Genomic DNA, 16698 nt, shown 5'->3' with positions numbered 1-16698 from the left:
ATTCGAATAAAAATTAGGATTGTTTAATGCAAATTTGCATTTAATTGATATGTGCCTAGAAGTTACTTTAAGTATGATCATTAAATATTTGTCAGTAATGAAATAAGTGATTCTAGGCATTCGGAAAAAAATTCTGGAAAGGTATATTTCACAAAGCGTTAGAATTTTGCATGTAAAACAGCAAGAACTGCTGGAGCATTATTTATATGGTAGAATTGGAACTCTTATGAAGTAAGGACGACCTTACCTCTCAATATCATCGGGGACGGCTCCATTAATTATTCATCATCTGGAGTATTTTCATGACTTTTCTTAGTAAAGCTTTAGCACTCATTGTCATCGTTTTAGTCACTGCCCTTACTAGTTGCGTTCAGTCAATAAATCATAATCATAAAAATTTAGATTCAAATGATTCAATGCGCATAGGCACGCACGGCATGCTGATCTTTGGTGATTCAGAGAATATTTATGTATCCCACCTACCTCTTTTTAATCATCCGCATGATATGCAGGTCATTGCGAAAATCAAAGTTAACAATGAATTAATGGCGCAGTTGAGCGTGTTACTAAATAAAGATACATATTTGACTTTAGTGCCAGAGGTGTTTGATCTCAATAAAATTGAGAAAAATTTTAAATTTTCCGGCTCAGTGTATGATGGCCATTTTGAACGACAAGGTGTTAAAGCGATTGAATTAGCTCGTTTTGAAATTGAGCAATTATATGAGAATAAAGTATTAGGGACTTCGTTGGGCGATGGTCTTATTGAATATCGTCACCTTCCATCTAAAAGTGATAATAGTCATTTTTATTATAGAGTTATTAACGGTCGCCCCGCTTCTGATCATATTATTGGGGTTAGCGCCCCTTTGGTCGTAAAAAAAACTATACATATAAAAACCAGGAACTTATATGCTCAAACTATGGAATTGGCCGACGCACTCGATGTTAAAGCATCATCATTGCAAAATATTTACCTTGAGATTAATGAGCTGCGCTAATTCAATTGTTGTATAAGTGACTGTGCGATAGGAAGTATAGACAGTGCCCCGCCATACGTCCAATTGGCGGGTATAAAGATAACTTTATTATTTTTTACTGCCGGTATTTCCTTCCAATCTGGATGGCTATTTAGGAACTGTTTATCGATAGGCTCAATTATGGCTAGGTAGCCATTGATTGTATTCAAATCGGATATTGCTATACGCTGCTCGCCCCAATTGTTTTTCCGAATTTCAAATTCACTTTTGAGATCCAGTTGCTTAAGCATGTGATCTAGCATGCTGTTATTACCATAAACAAGCGGCTGCGCTTCTTCACTGAAGCGAATAAATGTAACCTTAGGTTTGTTCGTTTTAAACTTTGCTGACAGCTGTGTTTTAAGCACTTTAAAATTTTCATCTAAAGAAGAAAGTAAGTGGTCAGCCTCTTTTGTTTTTTGGAAAAGCTCTGCCATTTGCAAAAAAATGGTTCTAGATTTCTTGCCATTAGTTCTATAGTGAGAACTAAACGATTTGTAATAGACAACTTTTGCAATTCTCGATAAGGGGACTGCAAGCTTTTTTTGTCCTGTTCCAAGAATGATCAAGTCTGGTTTAAGGGCTTGGATCTGTTTAAAGCTGGGAGCTTTTCTTAAGCCAATATCTGCTATCGAACTTGGTAATGCCGGTTCCACGGCATATTGTTTATACTTATCAATTTCTGGAGCTCCCAAAGGTGTGATCCCTAGCTCCAGAAGGTTTTGTAGCAAAGTCCAATCAGTCACTACAATTCTTTCAGGCGTTTTCTTAAACCAATGGCGACCAAAAGTATCAGTGACTTGATAATCTTTTGTTATAGCCAAATCACATAAAAAGAAAGTGAGTGTAAAAATTAAGACTCTATAAATTAGCCTCAACACAGCTCTCCCCTACTAACAGTTCTATGCGCGGTGCTTTTTCATAAGAAGTAAGCACACGAGTCCAATTAGAATAATGCCGCTAACAATGTAAAGTGGGATAGCAAAACTTCCTGTTTTTTCCGCCACAATACCGGACATTACAGGTGATAAAATTTGTGCCACACAATAGCCTAATGTCAAACGAGCCATAACTTGAGTTGCTTTATTTCCATATCGACTGGCTACAGTACTTAAAGTTAAAGAAACGATACCCATAAAGGTAAAGCCAAATAATATTGCTGCTAAAATAGTAGTGGTCATTGAGAATGTTAGGGCCAAGGTAATATTACCCACTACATTGATTAAAAACGCTAGGCGTAAAGCATCTAAGCGTCCAATCTTCCTGGCAACCCTATCCCAAATAAATGGGGCTGGTGTAGCTGCAATACCTACCACTAGCCACATTTTGGCACCCCAGCCATCTAACGGCTGTAATTCTGTTATTAAAGAAGTGAATGTAACATTGACGGTATTGCTAAAACCCGCGCAGAAATAGGCTATTTGTAAAAGCCATAGCCAAGTTTCTGACGGCGGTTTTACTTCACCAACACCCAGAGCTTCTCCTCGAGAATTCTCTATTTCATCATCTTTTGGTATTGGTAACATAAACATTGATGGCAATAACAAAATAAAGCCAACTGCAGCCAAAACGACCCACTGTAAACGCCAATTGGTTTCAAACATTGAACCTATATTGGTCACGTCTACTATCACAGCGGCTACAACGATACCTAAGCCAATACCTGAAAAATGAATTCCCAGCTCACTTCTGTAGCCGTTATTTCGTAACCAATTAACAATTAAGCCAGTTCCTAACATGAAGCCAGCTGCCGTGGCTATTCCGGCAAAAAATCGACTGACGTACCAGACTAAAACATGATCAGAAGCGGCCATAGCTAGTGTGGCAACTACTGCTACGAGCAGCCCATAACGGTAGAAGAAATCCTTAGCCCTTAAGTTACTGACTAGCCAAACAATAAATAAACCTGTCAGGTAGCCCATGTAATTCCAACCGGCTAACCAACCTGAAAGACTTTCGGTCATTCCCACCTGCTCTTGCATACTTGGAATCATTGGCGTGAAAGAGTAACGGGCTATACCCATACTTAAAATTAAGGCACAAATCCCTGAAATTAAGACACTAATTCTATTTGCTTTAAACAAAATATTTCTCCACTTATAAAAGCGTTTTAATCTTCGCAGTTAATTCATTGGCTGTCGTACTATGGCGCATAGCGTCAACTAACCGGCCTTCTTGATCAATGACATAGTAACGAGAAGTATGTTCAAAAGCATATTCTTGCTTAAACTCCTCAGCCTCAATCATCTTAAAATATGCACCATAATCTCGTGCAACTTGATCCACCTGTTCTGGCGTTCCTGTCACACCAGTAATATTTTGATGGTAGAAGCTAGAGAAGTTCTTTAGTTTTTCGAAACTATCCCGTTTCGGGTCAATGCTTATCAATACACCTTGCACGTTATTCAAACCATCTGTTGATAATCGTTTAAAGGTTTTTTTTAAAATACCCATTGAAGTCGGGCAAACTTCTGGGCAACTCAAAAAACCAAAATAAACAACTACAACTTGACCTCGGTAATCAGTTAATGAAACAGGTCCATCAGCACTTTGTAAGGTAAAATTGCCACCAAGCTTGCCATCTTTACCACCGACTCCTATCAGGGGATGTTCATTACCGGTAAGCAATGCATATCCAAGTAATCCCACGATTGCAAAAGCAATAAATAAAGCAATCGAAATAAACTTCTTACTGCTAGTCATCTAATGGCCCATAAGCATATTATGGTTCAGGTGCTGCATAATCCAAATTGAGCCGACGATAAGAATCGCCACTAAAATAAATGCTAGTATCCCTGAAATATTATTCCACATCTGTTCTGAAGATGTGTTCATGTGTAAGAAATAGATAAGCTGCACAAATATCTGCCCTACGGCACATAGCAGTATTAAGCTAATACTCAGTACTTCTCCTGCACTACCTGACATCACTATACCAAAAGGTATTGCTGTTAATATGACGGATAAGATTAATCCAGTAACATATTCTTTAACGCTACCATGAGCCGCCCCACCTGCATGATGAGACTCATGACCTTGCGATTGATTTTCATTTATTGAAGCCATTAGACAAACCTCATCAAATATACAAAGCTAAATACACATATCCAAATAATATCTAAGAAGTGCCAAAATAAACTTAAACACATCAAACGAGTTCTGTTATCGCCTGTTAGGCCCTCTTTCAATATCATAATGACTAAAACAATCATCCATATCATGCCGGCAAATACGTGCAAACCATGTGTGCCAATCAAAGCATAAAAAGCTGACCAAGCGCCACTATCCCAAGCTGCAGCACCTTCTTGGGTAAAGTGTACAAATTCGTATACTTCCATTACCAAGAAAGCCAAGCCCAAAACAAAAGTGGCTCCAAGCCAGCCAATTAAACCTTTCATATTACTTTTGTTAGCTTCCAACATGGCCATACCGAAAGTGAAACTACTCAATAAAAGTAAAGCTGTTTCTCCTAAGACAAAGCCTAAATCGAATAGCTCTAAAGCGTCAGTAGAACCAACATAGTTAGTTCCTATAACTGCATACACCGCAAATAAAGTCGCGAACAATATACAATCACTGAGTATGTAAACCCAGAAGCCAAAAACCGTATCGCCAGCATAATCATGATGACTTTCTTCGGTAACATAACCTGTAAATCCTGGTCTTGGCTTTCCTAAAGTTGCATTCATATTATTACCACCTTATACACTAATGGTTGTAGCTTTATCGGCGTCGCGTTCTGCTTCTTCAGCTAGTTGCTTAGCACGCTCTAAGCGTTGATATCGTTTCGCTTCTACGGCTTCAACTTCATTGATTTCAACGTAGTAATCTTTTTTACGCTCAAATGCGTAGATAATCCAAGAAGCAAGCATGCCAACAAAGCCAGCAATTGCCATCCACCAAATATGCCAAACCATAGCAAAACCAAACACTAGTAAAAAACCACTAATGACGATGCCCGCCCAGGTATTTTTAGGCATATGAATTCGATGGTATTGCTCAGGTTTTTTATATGCTAAACCAAGTTGCTTCATATCATGCCAATGATCACGGTCTCTTACTTCTGGTAATAAGGCAAAGTTATAGAATGGTGGCGGTGAAGATGTAGACCACTCAAGTGTCCTTGCATTCCATGGATCACCGGTCCGATCACGATTTTTCCGTTGATCTCGAATACTGGCAAAGATTTGATAAAATTGAATTAAAATACCAACTAATACAATTAGTGCCCCTGCGCCAGCTACTAATAACCAAAAGTTCCAGGTTGGATTATCGTAATAATTTAAACGACGAGTCATACCCATAAAGCCCAAGATGTATAAAGGCATAAAGGCGACAAAGAAACCAACCGTCCAGAAACCACAAGCCCACTTACCTAGTTTCTCATCTAACTTAAAGCCAGTTGCTTTTGGGAACCAGTATGTTAATCCTGCAAAGTAGCCAAATAAAGCGCCACCTATAATTACATTATGGAAATGAGCCACTAGGAATAAGCTGTTATGTAATACAAAGTTTGCTGCTGGAATGGCGAGCATAACACCGGTCATACCGCCGATAGCAAAGGTTAAGAAAAAGGCTACTGTCCACCACATGGGTGAACTGTATTCAACTTTACCTTTGTACATGGTAAATAGCCAATTAAAGAGTTTCACACCTGTTGGTATCGATATAATCATGGTTGCGATACCGAAGAAAGCATTAACACTCGCCCCCGCGCCCATAGTAAAGAAGTGATGCAGCCAAACAATGAACGACAAAATCATGATAGCTGCGGTCGCCCAGACTAAAGATGTGTAACCGAATAACCTTTTCCTCGAGAAGGTAGCTGTAATTTCTGAGAAAATACCAAATGCAGGAAGAATTAAGATATAAACTTCCGGATGACCCCAAGCCCAAATAAGGTTAACGTACATCATTTGATTACCACCCATATCGCCGGTAAAGAAATGAGTACCTAGGTAACGATCTAAAGTTAATAACGTAATAGTAACTGTTAAAATTGGGAATGCTGCTACGATTAATACGTTGGCGCAAAAAGATGTCCAAGTGAATACGGGCATCTTCATTAAAGTCATGCCCGGTGCTCTCATCCGAAGGATGGTCACCACAAAATTTACACCGGTGAGCAATGTTCCTATCCCGGATATCTGCAGCGCCCAGAGCCAATAATCGACCCCAACCCAGGGACTGTATTCGAGTCCAGACAACGGCGGATATGCTAACCAGCCTGTTGCTGCGAACTCACCTACAAACAGTGAAATATTTAATAATAAAGCACCGGCCACAAACAACCAAAAGCTTAGTGAGTTTAAAAATGGAAAAGCAACATCTCGGGCGCCGATCTGTAATGGGACAACGATGTTCATCAACCCAACAATAAACGGCATAGCAACAAAGAAAATCATTATCACGCCGTGGGCGGTAAAGATTTGATCGTAATGTTCTGGTGGTAAATAACCTGCCCCGGATTCACTAGCTACTGCAATAGCTTGCTGAGAGCGCATTAGAAGCGCATCTGAAAAACCTCGCAGAAGCATGATAAAAGCAACAAGAATGTACATGATGCCGATCTTTTTATGATCGACTGATGTTATCCACTCTTTCCATAAATATTTTAACTTTCCGAAGTATAAAATCGAACCAATAATTCCAATTGAGCCAATAATCACAACGATAAAAGTCGTGACTAGAATTGGATCGTGATAAGGGAAAGAATCCCAGGTCAATTTACCGAAAATAGGATCCGGATCGGTAACCACTGTATGCTTACTTGCCATTTAAACCTCCAGTATATTGTTCAATAATTTCACTGAACAATAATGGATTGACGTCTGAAAAATATTTAGGGGGAACATCTCTACTTTTAACTCTAAGTTCTCTGAAAGCTGAATCATCCAATGGGCTTTGCGAACTTTTAACACTAACAACCCATTCATCAAAACCTTGTTCATTAGTTACTATGGTAGAAAATTTCATCCCTGAGAATCCGAATCCGCTATAGTTTGCAGAGATGCCTTGATAAGTACCAACTTCACTAGCTATTAAATGCAAGCGATTTTCCATACCAGACATCGCATAAATTTGAGAGCCTAAATTTGGAATGAAAAATGAATTCATAACAGTGTCAGAAGTAACTAAAAATTCTATGGGGCGATCTACAGGGATAGCTATCTCATTGACAGTGGCTATTTGCTGCTCTGGATAGATAAATAGCCACTTCCAATCCATTGCAACGACTTGCACAACCATGGCCGGTTTATCAGATTTAATAGGTTTTCTTGGATCTAACGAAAAAGAAGTTATATAGGTAATGACACCTAATGCAATAATAATTAGGATTGGAATCGTCCATACAACAGCTTCAATTTTATTAGAGTGTTCCCAATCAGGCAGGTATTCATTTTTATCATTATTTTTACGGTATTTTATGGGAAACCAAATCGCCATAATAATGACAGGAACAACTACGAGAAGCATAATCCAAGTTGAATGAATAATAAGCCACATCTGCTCATTAGCTATAGGTCCTTTTGGATCAAATAGCTTATATTCAGAGTTGCCACACGAAGTTAAAAATAAAGCAAGAGCAACACCAACACTTATTTTCAAACTTTTCTGAAATAAATTTTTCACGAAAGTCTCACCTGGTAAAAAATGTAAGTTAATACACCGTTAAACTAAGAAGTTTTTCCCGCAAGTTTATCGGTCATATCCAAAACTTTATTAACGCCAGAGCCAAGTTTCATTAACTTCTTCAAGCGTTTAGAATTTAAACTTTGCATATCAGTAAACCAACTAACAAATAGCTCAATCAAATCATGCATTTCTTGCATGCGATTAATAGCATAATCATTCTCTTGAGTATCATCACGTTGTAGCAGTAAACCTCGTAACATGGACAAAGTAGGATCGACCTCTCTTTTTCGCCTTTCCTCGATCAAGGTTCTTGCTAACTCCCAAATATCATCGGAAGTAGTGAAATAGTCTTTTCGATCACCTGGAATAGATATCATCCTTAATAAATTCCAAGACTGTAATTCCTTGATACCCATACTGACATTTGAACGAGAAATACTCAAATGTTCAGAGATTTGATCAGCATTAAGAGGTTCTTCTGAAATGACCAATAAGGCACATATCTGGCTCACCGTTCTGTTGAAACCCCAGCGGCTACCCATTTCGCCAAAATGCTGGATAAAACTATGAATGTGGCTAGGTATTTGCATCAAAATATCCAATTTTCAGAAATTACTGAAATTTTAACAATAAATTATTCTAAGTCAATTAAAATCGAATGACAAAGAAAATAAAATAAATAGCTTATATATAAAGGCATATTGTCACGATTCTTTATAAGAAAACACTATCGCCTATTACCTTATGCATTAGTTATTATAATAATAAATTGCTTTTATGTTCATTTCATAAGCTTATTGATTATTTTTCAGTCATCTTTGAAGTAATCTATCGTAAGGCATTGAAACTTTATCGATAATTAGAGCAAACAAATGCCCATTTTTATAACTATTTGAAAACAAAGACTCTCTATTTGTAGCTTTAACTATTAGCTTTGATACATACAAAAAATTTACACCTGCATCGATAACATAGCTTTTCAAATAGTTATAGTTGAAATAGCGTGAAAAAAAATACTAAAGCCTTATTCTGGTTCTGCCAAGATTTACGAGTCGAATGCAACTTAGCTTTCCAAAAAGCTTGCATGAAGTCAGCTACGTTGCACACAATATATTGCTTCAACCCTGCTTTGATAGAACCAAAGCGACTTAACATCAGTCGTATTTCAGACAATCGCCTTAAGTTTCTGTCTGAATCTGTAGGTGATTTGAAAAATCAAATTGAAACTATAGGTCTCAGCTTAGGTACATTTTTCCTTAACCCTATTAAAGTTATTGATGAATATATTAAAGGCTATAACCTTGACGCTGTCTTTCGCTCTAAAACTAATAGCTATTATGAGAATCGAATTTGGTCAGAATTAAAAGCAATGCACCCTGATGTTTGCTTTGAAGAGTACGATAGCGATACTCTATTTGATGAAACTAGTCTCCCCTTCAGTATTGACGAGTTACCTGAAACTTTCAGTAAATTTCGTAAGAAAGTAGAAAAGCTTGAAATTAATATACCAAACTGTAGTTTCAGCAACATTCCTAAGCCACTGGAACAGTCTACTTGGGACCCTAAATTAAAATTATTTACCGAGAACCTTCAAGATATTACTTCTGAGTTTAAAGGAGGTACTCAAGCAGGTTACACGCAACTTCATAACTACTTTAATAGTCAACTACCTAGCAGCTATAAAGTTTTTAGAAATGAGCTTGATGGATGGGAAAACTCAACAAAATTTTCAGCTTGGCTTGCCAATGGCTCTATTTCAGTTCGAAATGTTGCTTTACGTTTGAAACAGTATGAAGCTGAAATTGAACAGAATGATTCAACTTATTGGATTGGTTTTGAATTATTATGGCGAGAATACTTTCATTGGTATTCAAAGAAGTATGCTCAGCAGCTATTTCAATATAAAGGAATACAGACTTCTAGAGACAAGCGCTGCGGCTTAAATTGTTTTTATCCCGAGCGTTATCAGATGTGGGTAAATGGAAATACTCCTTATCTAATTGTTAATGCTTGCATGAAACAACTTAAAGCCACTGGTTACATGTCCAATCGTGGCCGACAAATAGTTGCTAGCTGCTTTGTCAATGAACTTCAACTTGACTGGCGTTTTGGAGCTGCTTATTTTGAGCAACAGCTGATAGATTACGATGTTGCTACCAATTGGGGGAATTGGCAATACCTTGCTGGAGTTGGGGCTGATCCTCAACCCAGAAGGCATGTCAATCTGAATAAACAAACTCAGTTGTATGATCCAAATGGCGATTTCATCAAAAAGTGGACAGATGCGAATGATAGCGCTAATAGTATAAATAAAAGTAAGCCTGTTTCATTAGACTCAGTAGATATGGTCGACTGGCCAATAGAACAACAATAACAATCGCGTAGTCTATTTGTCGATAAAATATGTCAGTTAATAAAGCTAATATAGTATTGTTTAAGCGTGATTTAAGGCTTAACGATCATAAGCCACTGCAACAAGCTTGTGGCTCTTCATTCCCACTCATTATAATTTTTTGTTTTGAAACTATTTTAATAAATGACCCCCATTATGATACTCGTCATTGGCGCTTTATATGGCAATCTTTACAAGATTTAGATCAGCATCTCAAACAATACAATTCGCGAGTACATATTTATGTAGGGAATTTAAGTGATACTTTAAAATCTATTCAAGCAGAGCATGGCATCAATACTATATATAGCCATGAAGAAACAGGTGTGGCGGCTACTTATCAACGAGATAAAGCTCTCAAAAAATGGTGTTTTAGACACAAGATTGATTGGAAAGAGTATCAAAAAGATGCGGTAATTCGTCCTTTATCGAGTCGTAAAAACTGGGATAAAGAATGGAAAAAAGCAATGCGCAGTGAACTTGATATCCCAGATCTTTCTAAAGCAAATTGGGCACAGCTCATTAATTATAAAGAGCCAGATATTCCTATCGAATGGAAACAAAAAAAAAGTGATTTTCAAACTGGTGGTACAACCGAAGCTTATTTATATTTGAATTCTTTTTTTGATGATAGAGGTATCAATTATTCAAAAAACATTTCGAAACCAGAACACAGTAGAATTTCTTGTTCTAGACTATCGCCCTATTTAGCCTGGGGAAATATAAGTTTAAGAGAAGTCTATCAAACGTTGTTATCCCATTGGAATAAGAAAGGTTGGCGTCGGGCCTTAAGCGCTCTTTCTTCTCGACTGCACTGGCATTGTCATTTTATTCAAAAATTTGAGAGTGAATCGCATATGGAGTTTGAGCATTTTAATAGAGGCTATCAGGACTATCCTTACAGAGAAGATCTAACAGTTAATCGTCACCTTGAAGCATGGATGGGTGGACAAACTGGTTACCCATTAGTCGATGCATGCATGCGCTGCTTGCACCAAACCGGCTATATTAACTTTAGAATGCGTGCAATGTTGGTAAGCTTTTTGACTCATAATTTAATGATTGACTGGCGACAAGGTGTTCATCATTTAGCTCGTTTATTTTTAGACTTTGAACCTGGTATTCACTATTCACAGTTTCAAATGCAAGCAGGCGTTGTTGGGATTAATACCATCAGGATTTATAACGTTATAAAGCAATCACAAGAACAAGATCCTGAAGGCGTATTTATAAAAAAATATGTGCCTGAACTGAGTTCATTACCTAAAGAGTTAATTCATACACCTTGGGAGCTAACTTCAATGGAACAAGCAATGTATGATTTTGAAGTAGGAAAAAACTATCCCAAACCGATAGTCGATATAAAAGAAACCGCTCGAAATACCAGAGAATTACTTTGGGAGTGGCGAAAAAAACCTGCAGTACAATTTGAAAATCAGCGTATCTTAGCTAGGCATGTTAGACCAAGATGATATATAAAACTCTAGATCAAGTTCAGAGTAACTTTACGACCTTAAGATTGATACTTGGCGATCAACTTAATGCAAAGCACACATGGTACAGAAACGATCATGATTCTATTTTATATGTAATTGCAGAATTGCCGCAGGAGATAAATTATGTTCAACACCATATACAAAAAATCTGCAGTTTTTTTGCCGCAATAGACCAGTTTGCTCATGCTATAAGCTTATCAGGACATCACGTTCTTTACTTAAATCTAGATGAAACTTGTCAGTATCAATCACTAACAGAGTTGCTTACTACTATCGCTAAAAAGACAAAGGTTAAAACTTTTGAATATCAACTCCCTGATGAGTTCCGACTTAAATCTCAGTTAGCGAAGTTAAATATTGGAAATGATATTAAAATTACCCCATACGATAGCGAACACTTTTATCTTCATCATTACGAGTTTGAACAATACATCAAACCCCAAAAACATAATCGTCTAGAAACATTTTATCGCAAGTTACGTAAGCGTTTTAACATTCTAATGGACAAAGAAGGACCCTCTGGAGGTCAATGGAACTTTGATAAAGCTAATCGAAACAAATTAAAACCTTTTGATTTAAACGGTCTGCCGAAACCGAAAGTTTTTACTAACAACATCACGGAGTATAAAAAAAGATTGGACCGACACGGGTTCAGTTACTTTGGAAATATTAGTGAGGCAGTGTTATGGCCGGTAAATCGCAAGCAAGCCATGCAAGTTTTGGATTACTTTTGTAAGCACTGCTTGCCGCAATTCGGTAAATTTCAAGATGCCATGACAGAAAACAGTGAGTACGCTTGGTCTTTGTTTCATTCTAGGTTGTCATTTGCATTGAATGCGAAAATGATAAGCCCACGAATGGTTATTAAAAAAGCATTAAGTGCGTACCATGCCAATGACGCTATAGATTTAGCCCAAATTGAAGGTTTTATTAGGCAGATACTAGGTTGGCGAGAGTATGTAAGAGCAGTTTATTGGCAAAATATGCCCGAGTACTCTCAGATGAACTTTTTAAATACCAAAAGAAAGTTGCCGAAGTATTTTTGGACAGCCAAAACACAAATGAATTGTATGCAAAAAGCCATTCAGCAGTCCTTAGATTATTCTTATGCTCATCATATTCAGCGTCTTATGATCACTGGTAACTTTGCTTTACTGACCGGCATTAACATTAAAGAAATAGAGCAATGGTATTTAGGAATTTATATTGATGCCATTGAATGGGTTGAGCTACCTAACACTTTAGGCATGAGTCAATTCGCTGATGCTGGGTTAATTGCAACCAAGCCCTATGCAGCTAGCGGTAATTACATTAATAATATGAGTGATTACTGTAAGAGCTGTCACTACAGTGTCAAAGAAAAAGAAACTAATATAGCTTGCCCTTTTAATAGTTTTTATTGGTACTTTTTAGCGATGAATAAAGAGCAACTTGGCAAACTTCCTCGATTATCGCTAGCTTATCGTAATTGGAACAATAAAACTGACCTAGAACAAGATGCTTTAATTAAAAGAGCCGAGTATTTACTGGAGAATATTGAAAGTCTTTAGCAGCTTTTGATGAAGTATTGCTAAGGTTGCAGTAAAATACTGCCAATGCCCAAATATACCGTTCTGGTGCTATGTCACTTTCGGATAAAGAGTTAATACACTATAGTCGTCAAATTATCATGCCTGAAATTGATGATAGTGGTCAGTTGAAGATAAAAAGCAGCAAAGTCGCCATTATTGGTTTAGGAGGATTAGGTTCAAGTTGCGCGCTTTACTTGGCTGCAGCAGGAATTGGGGAAATGCTATTGGTGGATGGCGATCGAGTAGAAAGTTCCAATCTACAACGACAAATTGCTCACTCATTCGATTATATAGGTGTTGCTAAAGTAGAGTCTGCAAAAAATCAGATTAATTCCATCAACCCTCTAACCATAATTAATACCGTTAGCGAAAATATCAGTGATGATAACAGCCAGTTGCTAAAGGATCATGAAATTGATGTCATTATTGATTGTAGTGACAACTACCCTACTCGATACTTGTTAAATAAATATTCGTTATCCAAGAAAATACCATTGATACATGCATCTGCAATTAAGTTTCAAGGACATATTACTACATTTAACTTGACTGAAAACTCTCCATGCTACGAATGTTTGTTTGAAAATAACAACCACAATGACGAAAACTGTGAATCACAAGGCGTATTCCCTCCTATTGTAGGTGTAATCGGCTCCATGCAAGCTTCTGAAGTCTTGAAAGTGATTTTGGGGCTGAATGCTTTGGATGGCTATTATCAAACGTTTGATTTGCTAAACAATAAGATCAATACCTTTAAGTTATCTAAAAACCCTAGTTGCCCGAGTTGTTCTAGTTAATGCAAAGTCTTTTTCTAAGCTTTCTTTCACTAACATACAAAGGAAGTTATAATTAATTTTTATTTGTTTTAGCCAAACATAATGACCGCTATTATTATCATTTCCGTATTCCTAGTTTGTACCGGCTACATTCACTTCCGTGGCAAGTTAAGGTTAAAAGTATTTAGACAACTTTTGGATCATTCTGCTTTTTTCTCACCTGTGAACTGTTTGATGTATGCCTCTTCAAAAGTACCAAACAAACCTTATGTTGATCTTCAGCAATTCCCAGAATTGCAAGTCATTCAAGATAATTGGGAAATCATCCGTGAAGAAGCTCTTGCACTCCAATCACAAGAGCAAATAAAAAGCTCAGATAGATATAATGACGCTGGATTTAACTCTTTTTTTCGTCAAGGTTGGAAGAGATTTTATTTAAAGTGGTATCACGGACCTCTGCCATCTGCATTAAAAGCGTGTCCCAAAACAGTTGAATTGATTTCTAGCATACCAACTGTAAAAGCCGCAATGTTCGCTGCTTTGCCACCGGGCTCTAAATTACACCCTCATAGAGATCCTTATGCGGGCTCTTTGCGATATCATTTAGGACTTATAACGCCTAACTCTGATGATTGTGCAATTTACGTGGACGGCGAAAAATACTCATGGAGAGATGGTGAAGCCGTTATGTTCGATGAGACCTTCGTGCATAGAGCTGAAAATCAAACTGATGAAAACCGAATCATATTCTTTTGTGATATTGAACGCCCTACTAATAATTTCTTGGCAAGCATAGTTAACAAGATTTTTAGTATGACAATGGCACGGGCAACTCAATCTCCAAATAGTAAAGAAGATAAAACAGGCTTCTTAAACAAAATATTTGGTCTGGTTTATCCTATTAGAAAGGTTGGTAAAAACCTTAAGCAATATAATAAGAATCTTTATTATTTAGTAAAGTGGTTGCTCATAGGCTTAGTTCTTTACGCGATAATATTTTAACTAATCATTTCTTGTGGTCAGAAACATTCTGACCGCTACATCCGCTCTAAAGTTTCGATGCCTAGAAGTTGAAGTCCCGCTTCAAGTTGCTGCATACAAATCTGACTTAAACGAAGCAAACTTGCTTGTTTTAAGTTATCTTGTTCTTTCATAATATGTTGTTTTTGGTAAAAAGAACTATACTCTTGAGCAAGGTTATATAAGTGCTCACATAAAAAATGCGGCGCTCTTTTATCTATGGTTCGATCAATAACTGATGGAAACTCCAGTAAACGATAACTTAAGGCTTTTTCGTTGTCAGAGGTTTCTAAAAGAGCTCCAGCTTCAGCGCCAATGCCTTTCGCTTTTCGCAAAATGGATTTTATTCTAGCAACCTGCATGAGCAAATAAGGACCTGTTTTACCTTCAAACTCACTAAATTTTTCTAAATCAAAAATATAGTCTTTAATTCTAAAGTTTCTTAAGTCTGCAAATTTCAAAGTGGCAATCGCTACCTTATGAGCAATTTCTTCTTTTTCATCTTGAGAGAAATCTGAACCAAAATTAGATTCAGCAATTTTCTTTCTTGCTTCATCTTTGGCCATTTGAATTAAATCGTGCAGCTTCATAACACCGCCAGAACGCGTTTTAAATGGCTTGCCATCTTTGCCATTTACCGTGCCAAAATAGCTGTGTTCGTATTGAGTGTTTTCATTAAACCCCATCAAATCTGCGGCTGCGAAGACTTGTTTGAAATGCTGTTGTTGACGTCCATCAACTACATATAAAACAGTTTTAGCTTTGTCGTCACGCACACGCTCATACAAAGTAGCTAAATCAGTGGTGCCATACATTACTGCGCCATCTGACTTACGCAAGATTAAAGGAGGCATAATGTTTTCACCCTCCTCATCTCTAAAAGGTACAATTAAAGCGCCCTGATCTTGAATAGATATCGCTTTGTCAGCTAACTCTTCTAATACTGCAGGAATAAATGGATCAGCATCACTTTCCCCTTTCCATAGATCAAAACCAACGCCAAGTTCTCCATAATCACGTTTTAGAGTAGCAACAGAAACATTAACAAAATGCTGCCATAAAGCTCTATAACCAGCTCGGCCATTTTGCAATTCTAAAGTTGCAGCTCTAGCTTTTTCGGCAGCTTCCGGATCGGTTTTGCATAAGCCTGACTCTTCTGGGTATATCACTTCCAAATCTTGAATAGAAACTGGAGACTCTGTTGGATAATCATTGGTCACCGTTTCATCGAAATAAACTAAATCAGGTTGGCGTTTTTTAAGGCCTTCGATCAGCATACCCATTTGAGTGCCCCAATCGCCCAAATGCGCGTCAGAAACTACTTCATAGCCTTTGAAACGAAAAATACGTTGTAACGAATCGCCTATAATAGCTGTACGCAAATGCCCGACGTGCATTGACTTGGCAACATTCGGGCCGCCAAAATCGATCATAACTTTGTGAGCTGACAGGTCTTCAGCGACACCAAAAGTAGAATCGTCTGCTAGTTGAGATAACTTTTGCGAAATTGCGCTAGATTTAATAAATAAATTAATAAAGCCTGGACGCACCACATCAATCTTTTCAATCAGATCGTTAGAGTTTACCAATTCAGCAACTTTCTCTGCGGTAACAAAAGGGTTTCCTGCACCAAGCTTAGCCGCAGCCATAGCACCGTTGCATTGGAAATCACCAAGGTCGGGACGATTAGAGCGCTGTACAGCACCTAATTTAAAAGGAAGTTCTAATGATTCGAATGCTTTACCGAAAATTTCCGAAAGTTCTTGCTCAATACTTAGCAACATATGA

15 protein-coding genes are annotated in these 16698 nt (G+C 37.5%); 6 read left to right on the top strand and 9 right to left on the bottom strand.

Annotated elements, in window-relative coordinates:
• Window positions 1-302: 302 nt before the first annotated feature.
• On the top strand, window positions 303-1001 hold the full coding sequence (locus GJS41_RS01590; protein ID WP_154245590.1) for a hypothetical protein: 699 nt from the start codon (window positions 303-305) through the stop codon (window positions 999-1001).
• Here the strand turns inward: GJS41_RS01590 and GJS41_RS01585 are convergent.
• From GJS41_RS01585 to GJS41_RS01550, 8 genes are read right to left on the bottom strand one after another with little or no spacing between them, the layout of a single operon-like run.
• Window positions 998-1900, bottom strand: a complete 903-nt coding sequence (locus GJS41_RS01585) for an iron-siderophore ABC transporter substrate-binding protein (RefSeq protein WP_154245589.1) — start codon at window positions 1898-1900, stop codon at window positions 998-1000. The two genes, GJS41_RS01590 and GJS41_RS01585, sit on opposite strands and share 4 nt — an antisense overlap.
• 21 nt (window positions 1901-1921) lie before the next feature.
• On the bottom strand, window positions 1922-3103 hold the full coding sequence (locus GJS41_RS01580; protein ID WP_227551221.1) for a YbfB/YjiJ family MFS transporter: 1182 nt from the start codon (window positions 3101-3103) through the stop codon (window positions 1922-1924).
• Window positions 3104-3116: 13 nt separating this feature from the next.
• Complete coding sequence (locus GJS41_RS01575; RefSeq protein WP_154245588.1) at window positions 3117-3722, bottom strand: SCO family protein; 606 nt, start codon at window positions 3720-3722, stop codon at window positions 3117-3119.
• Window positions 3723-4085 carry a cytochrome o ubiquinol oxidase subunit IV gene (gene cyoD, locus GJS41_RS01570; RefSeq protein WP_154245587.1) on the bottom strand — a complete coding sequence of 121 codons (363 nt, stop codon included), beginning with the start codon at window positions 4083-4085 and terminating at the stop codon, window positions 3723-3725.
• Window positions 4085-4708, bottom strand: coding sequence for a cytochrome o ubiquinol oxidase subunit III (cyoC, locus tag GJS41_RS01565; protein WP_154245586.1), 624 nt, complete (start codon window positions 4706-4708; stop codon window positions 4085-4087). Before cyoC ends, cyoD begins: the two co-directional genes overlap by 1 nt.
• Window positions 4709-4720: 12 nt before the next feature.
• The gene (gene cyoB, locus GJS41_RS01560; protein ID WP_370515667.1) at window positions 4721-6757 is read right to left on the bottom strand and encodes a cytochrome o ubiquinol oxidase subunit I; all 2037 of its coding nucleotides are present in this window, start codon (window positions 6755-6757) and stop codon (window positions 4721-4723) included.
• Window positions 6758-6785: 28 nt separating this feature from the next.
• Window positions 6786-7652 carry a ubiquinol oxidase subunit II gene (cyoA, locus tag GJS41_RS01555; protein WP_370515592.1) on the bottom strand — a complete coding sequence of 289 codons (867 nt, stop codon included), beginning with the start codon at window positions 7650-7652 and terminating at the stop codon, window positions 6786-6788.
• 44 nt (window positions 7653-7696) lie between these two features.
• The gene (locus GJS41_RS01550; RefSeq protein WP_154245584.1) at window positions 7697-8245 is read right to left on the bottom strand and encodes a GbsR/MarR family transcriptional regulator; all 549 of its coding nucleotides are present in this window, start codon (window positions 8243-8245) and stop codon (window positions 7697-7699) included.
• Window positions 8246-8658: 413 nt separating this feature from the next.
• On the opposite strand from GJS41_RS01550, the gene GJS41_RS01545 reads away from it, so the two are divergent.
• The 5 genes from GJS41_RS01545 to GJS41_RS01525 all read left to right on the top strand — a co-directional run bounded on the left by GJS41_RS01545 (window position 8659) and on the right by GJS41_RS01525 (window position 14892).
• On the top strand, window positions 8659-10029 hold the full coding sequence (locus GJS41_RS01545; RefSeq protein WP_370515591.1) for a DASH family cryptochrome: 1371 nt from the start codon (window positions 8659-8661) through the stop codon (window positions 10027-10029).
• Between the two features lie 29 nt (window positions 10030-10058).
• On the top strand, window positions 10059-11519 hold the full coding sequence (locus tag GJS41_RS01540; RefSeq protein WP_154245583.1) for a deoxyribodipyrimidine photo-lyase: 1461 nt from the start codon (window positions 10059-10061) through the stop codon (window positions 11517-11519).
• Window positions 11516-13093 (top strand): cryptochrome/photolyase family protein, encoded by a 1578-nt coding sequence (locus tag GJS41_RS01535; protein WP_154245582.1) that lies wholly within the window; start codon window positions 11516-11518, stop codon window positions 13091-13093. The genes GJS41_RS01540 and GJS41_RS01535 overlap by 4 nt, the downstream gene beginning before the upstream one ends.
• A gap of 71 nt (window positions 13094-13164) precedes the next feature.
• A complete protein-coding gene (locus tag GJS41_RS01530; protein ID WP_154245581.1) occupies window positions 13165-13911 on the top strand; it encodes a HesA/MoeB/ThiF family protein in 747 nt (248 codons plus the stop codon).
• Between the two features lie 81 nt (window positions 13912-13992).
• Window positions 13993-14892, top strand: a complete 900-nt coding sequence (locus GJS41_RS01525) for an aspartyl/asparaginyl beta-hydroxylase domain-containing protein (protein WP_154245580.1) — start codon at window positions 13993-13995, stop codon at window positions 14890-14892.
• A gap of 35 nt (window positions 14893-14927) precedes the next feature.
• Here GJS41_RS01525 and argS read toward each other — a convergent pair whose 3' ends face one another.
• Window positions 14928-16694 carry an arginine--tRNA ligase gene (gene argS, locus GJS41_RS01520; protein ID WP_154245579.1) on the bottom strand — a complete coding sequence of 589 codons (1767 nt, stop codon included), beginning with the start codon at window positions 16692-16694 and terminating at the stop codon, window positions 14928-14930.
• Window positions 16695-16698 lie beyond the last annotated feature (4 nt).

Origin of the sequence: Kangiella sp. HZ709 (assembly GCF_009674675.1) — a bacterium.
Lineage (GTDB): Bacteria > Pseudomonadota > Gammaproteobacteria > Enterobacterales > Kangiellaceae > Kangiella.
The sequence above is the reverse complement of the archived record's forward strand: the minus strand, read 5'-3'. Positions and strand labels throughout refer to the sequence as shown.

Coding starts and splice junctions, on each gene's coding strand:
- argS (WP_154245579.1), bottom strand. CDS start 16,694: ATGTTGCTAAGTATTGAGCAAGAACTTTCGGAAATTTTCGGTAAAGCA.
- GJS41_RS01525 (WP_154245580.1), top strand. CDS start 13,993: ATGACCGCTATTATTATCATTTCCGTATTCCTAGTTTGTACCGGCTAC.
- GJS41_RS01530 (WP_154245581.1), top strand. CDS start 13,165: ATGTCACTTTCGGATAAAGAGTTAATACACTATAGTCGTCAAATTATC.
- GJS41_RS01540 (WP_154245583.1), top strand. CDS start 10,059: ATGTCAGTTAATAAAGCTAATATAGTATTGTTTAAGCGTGATTTAAGG.
- GJS41_RS01535 (WP_154245582.1), top strand. CDS start 11,516: ATGATATATAAAACTCTAGATCAAGTTCAGAGTAACTTTACGACCTTA.
- cyoC (WP_154245586.1), bottom strand. CDS start 4,708: ATGAATGCAACTTTAGGAAAGCCAAGACCAGGATTTACAGGTTATGTT.
- cyoD (WP_154245587.1), bottom strand. CDS start 4,085: ATGGCTTCAATAAATGAAAATCAATCGCAAGGTCATGAGTCTCATCAT.
- GJS41_RS01590 (WP_154245590.1), top strand. CDS start 303: ATGACTTTTCTTAGTAAAGCTTTAGCACTCATTGTCATCGTTTTAGTC.
- GJS41_RS01575 (WP_154245588.1), bottom strand. CDS start 3,722: ATGACTAGCAGTAAGAAGTTTATTTCGATTGCTTTATTTATTGCTTTT.
- GJS41_RS01550 (WP_154245584.1), bottom strand. CDS start 8,245: ATGCAAATACCTAGCCACATTCATAGTTTTATCCAGCATTTTGGCGAA.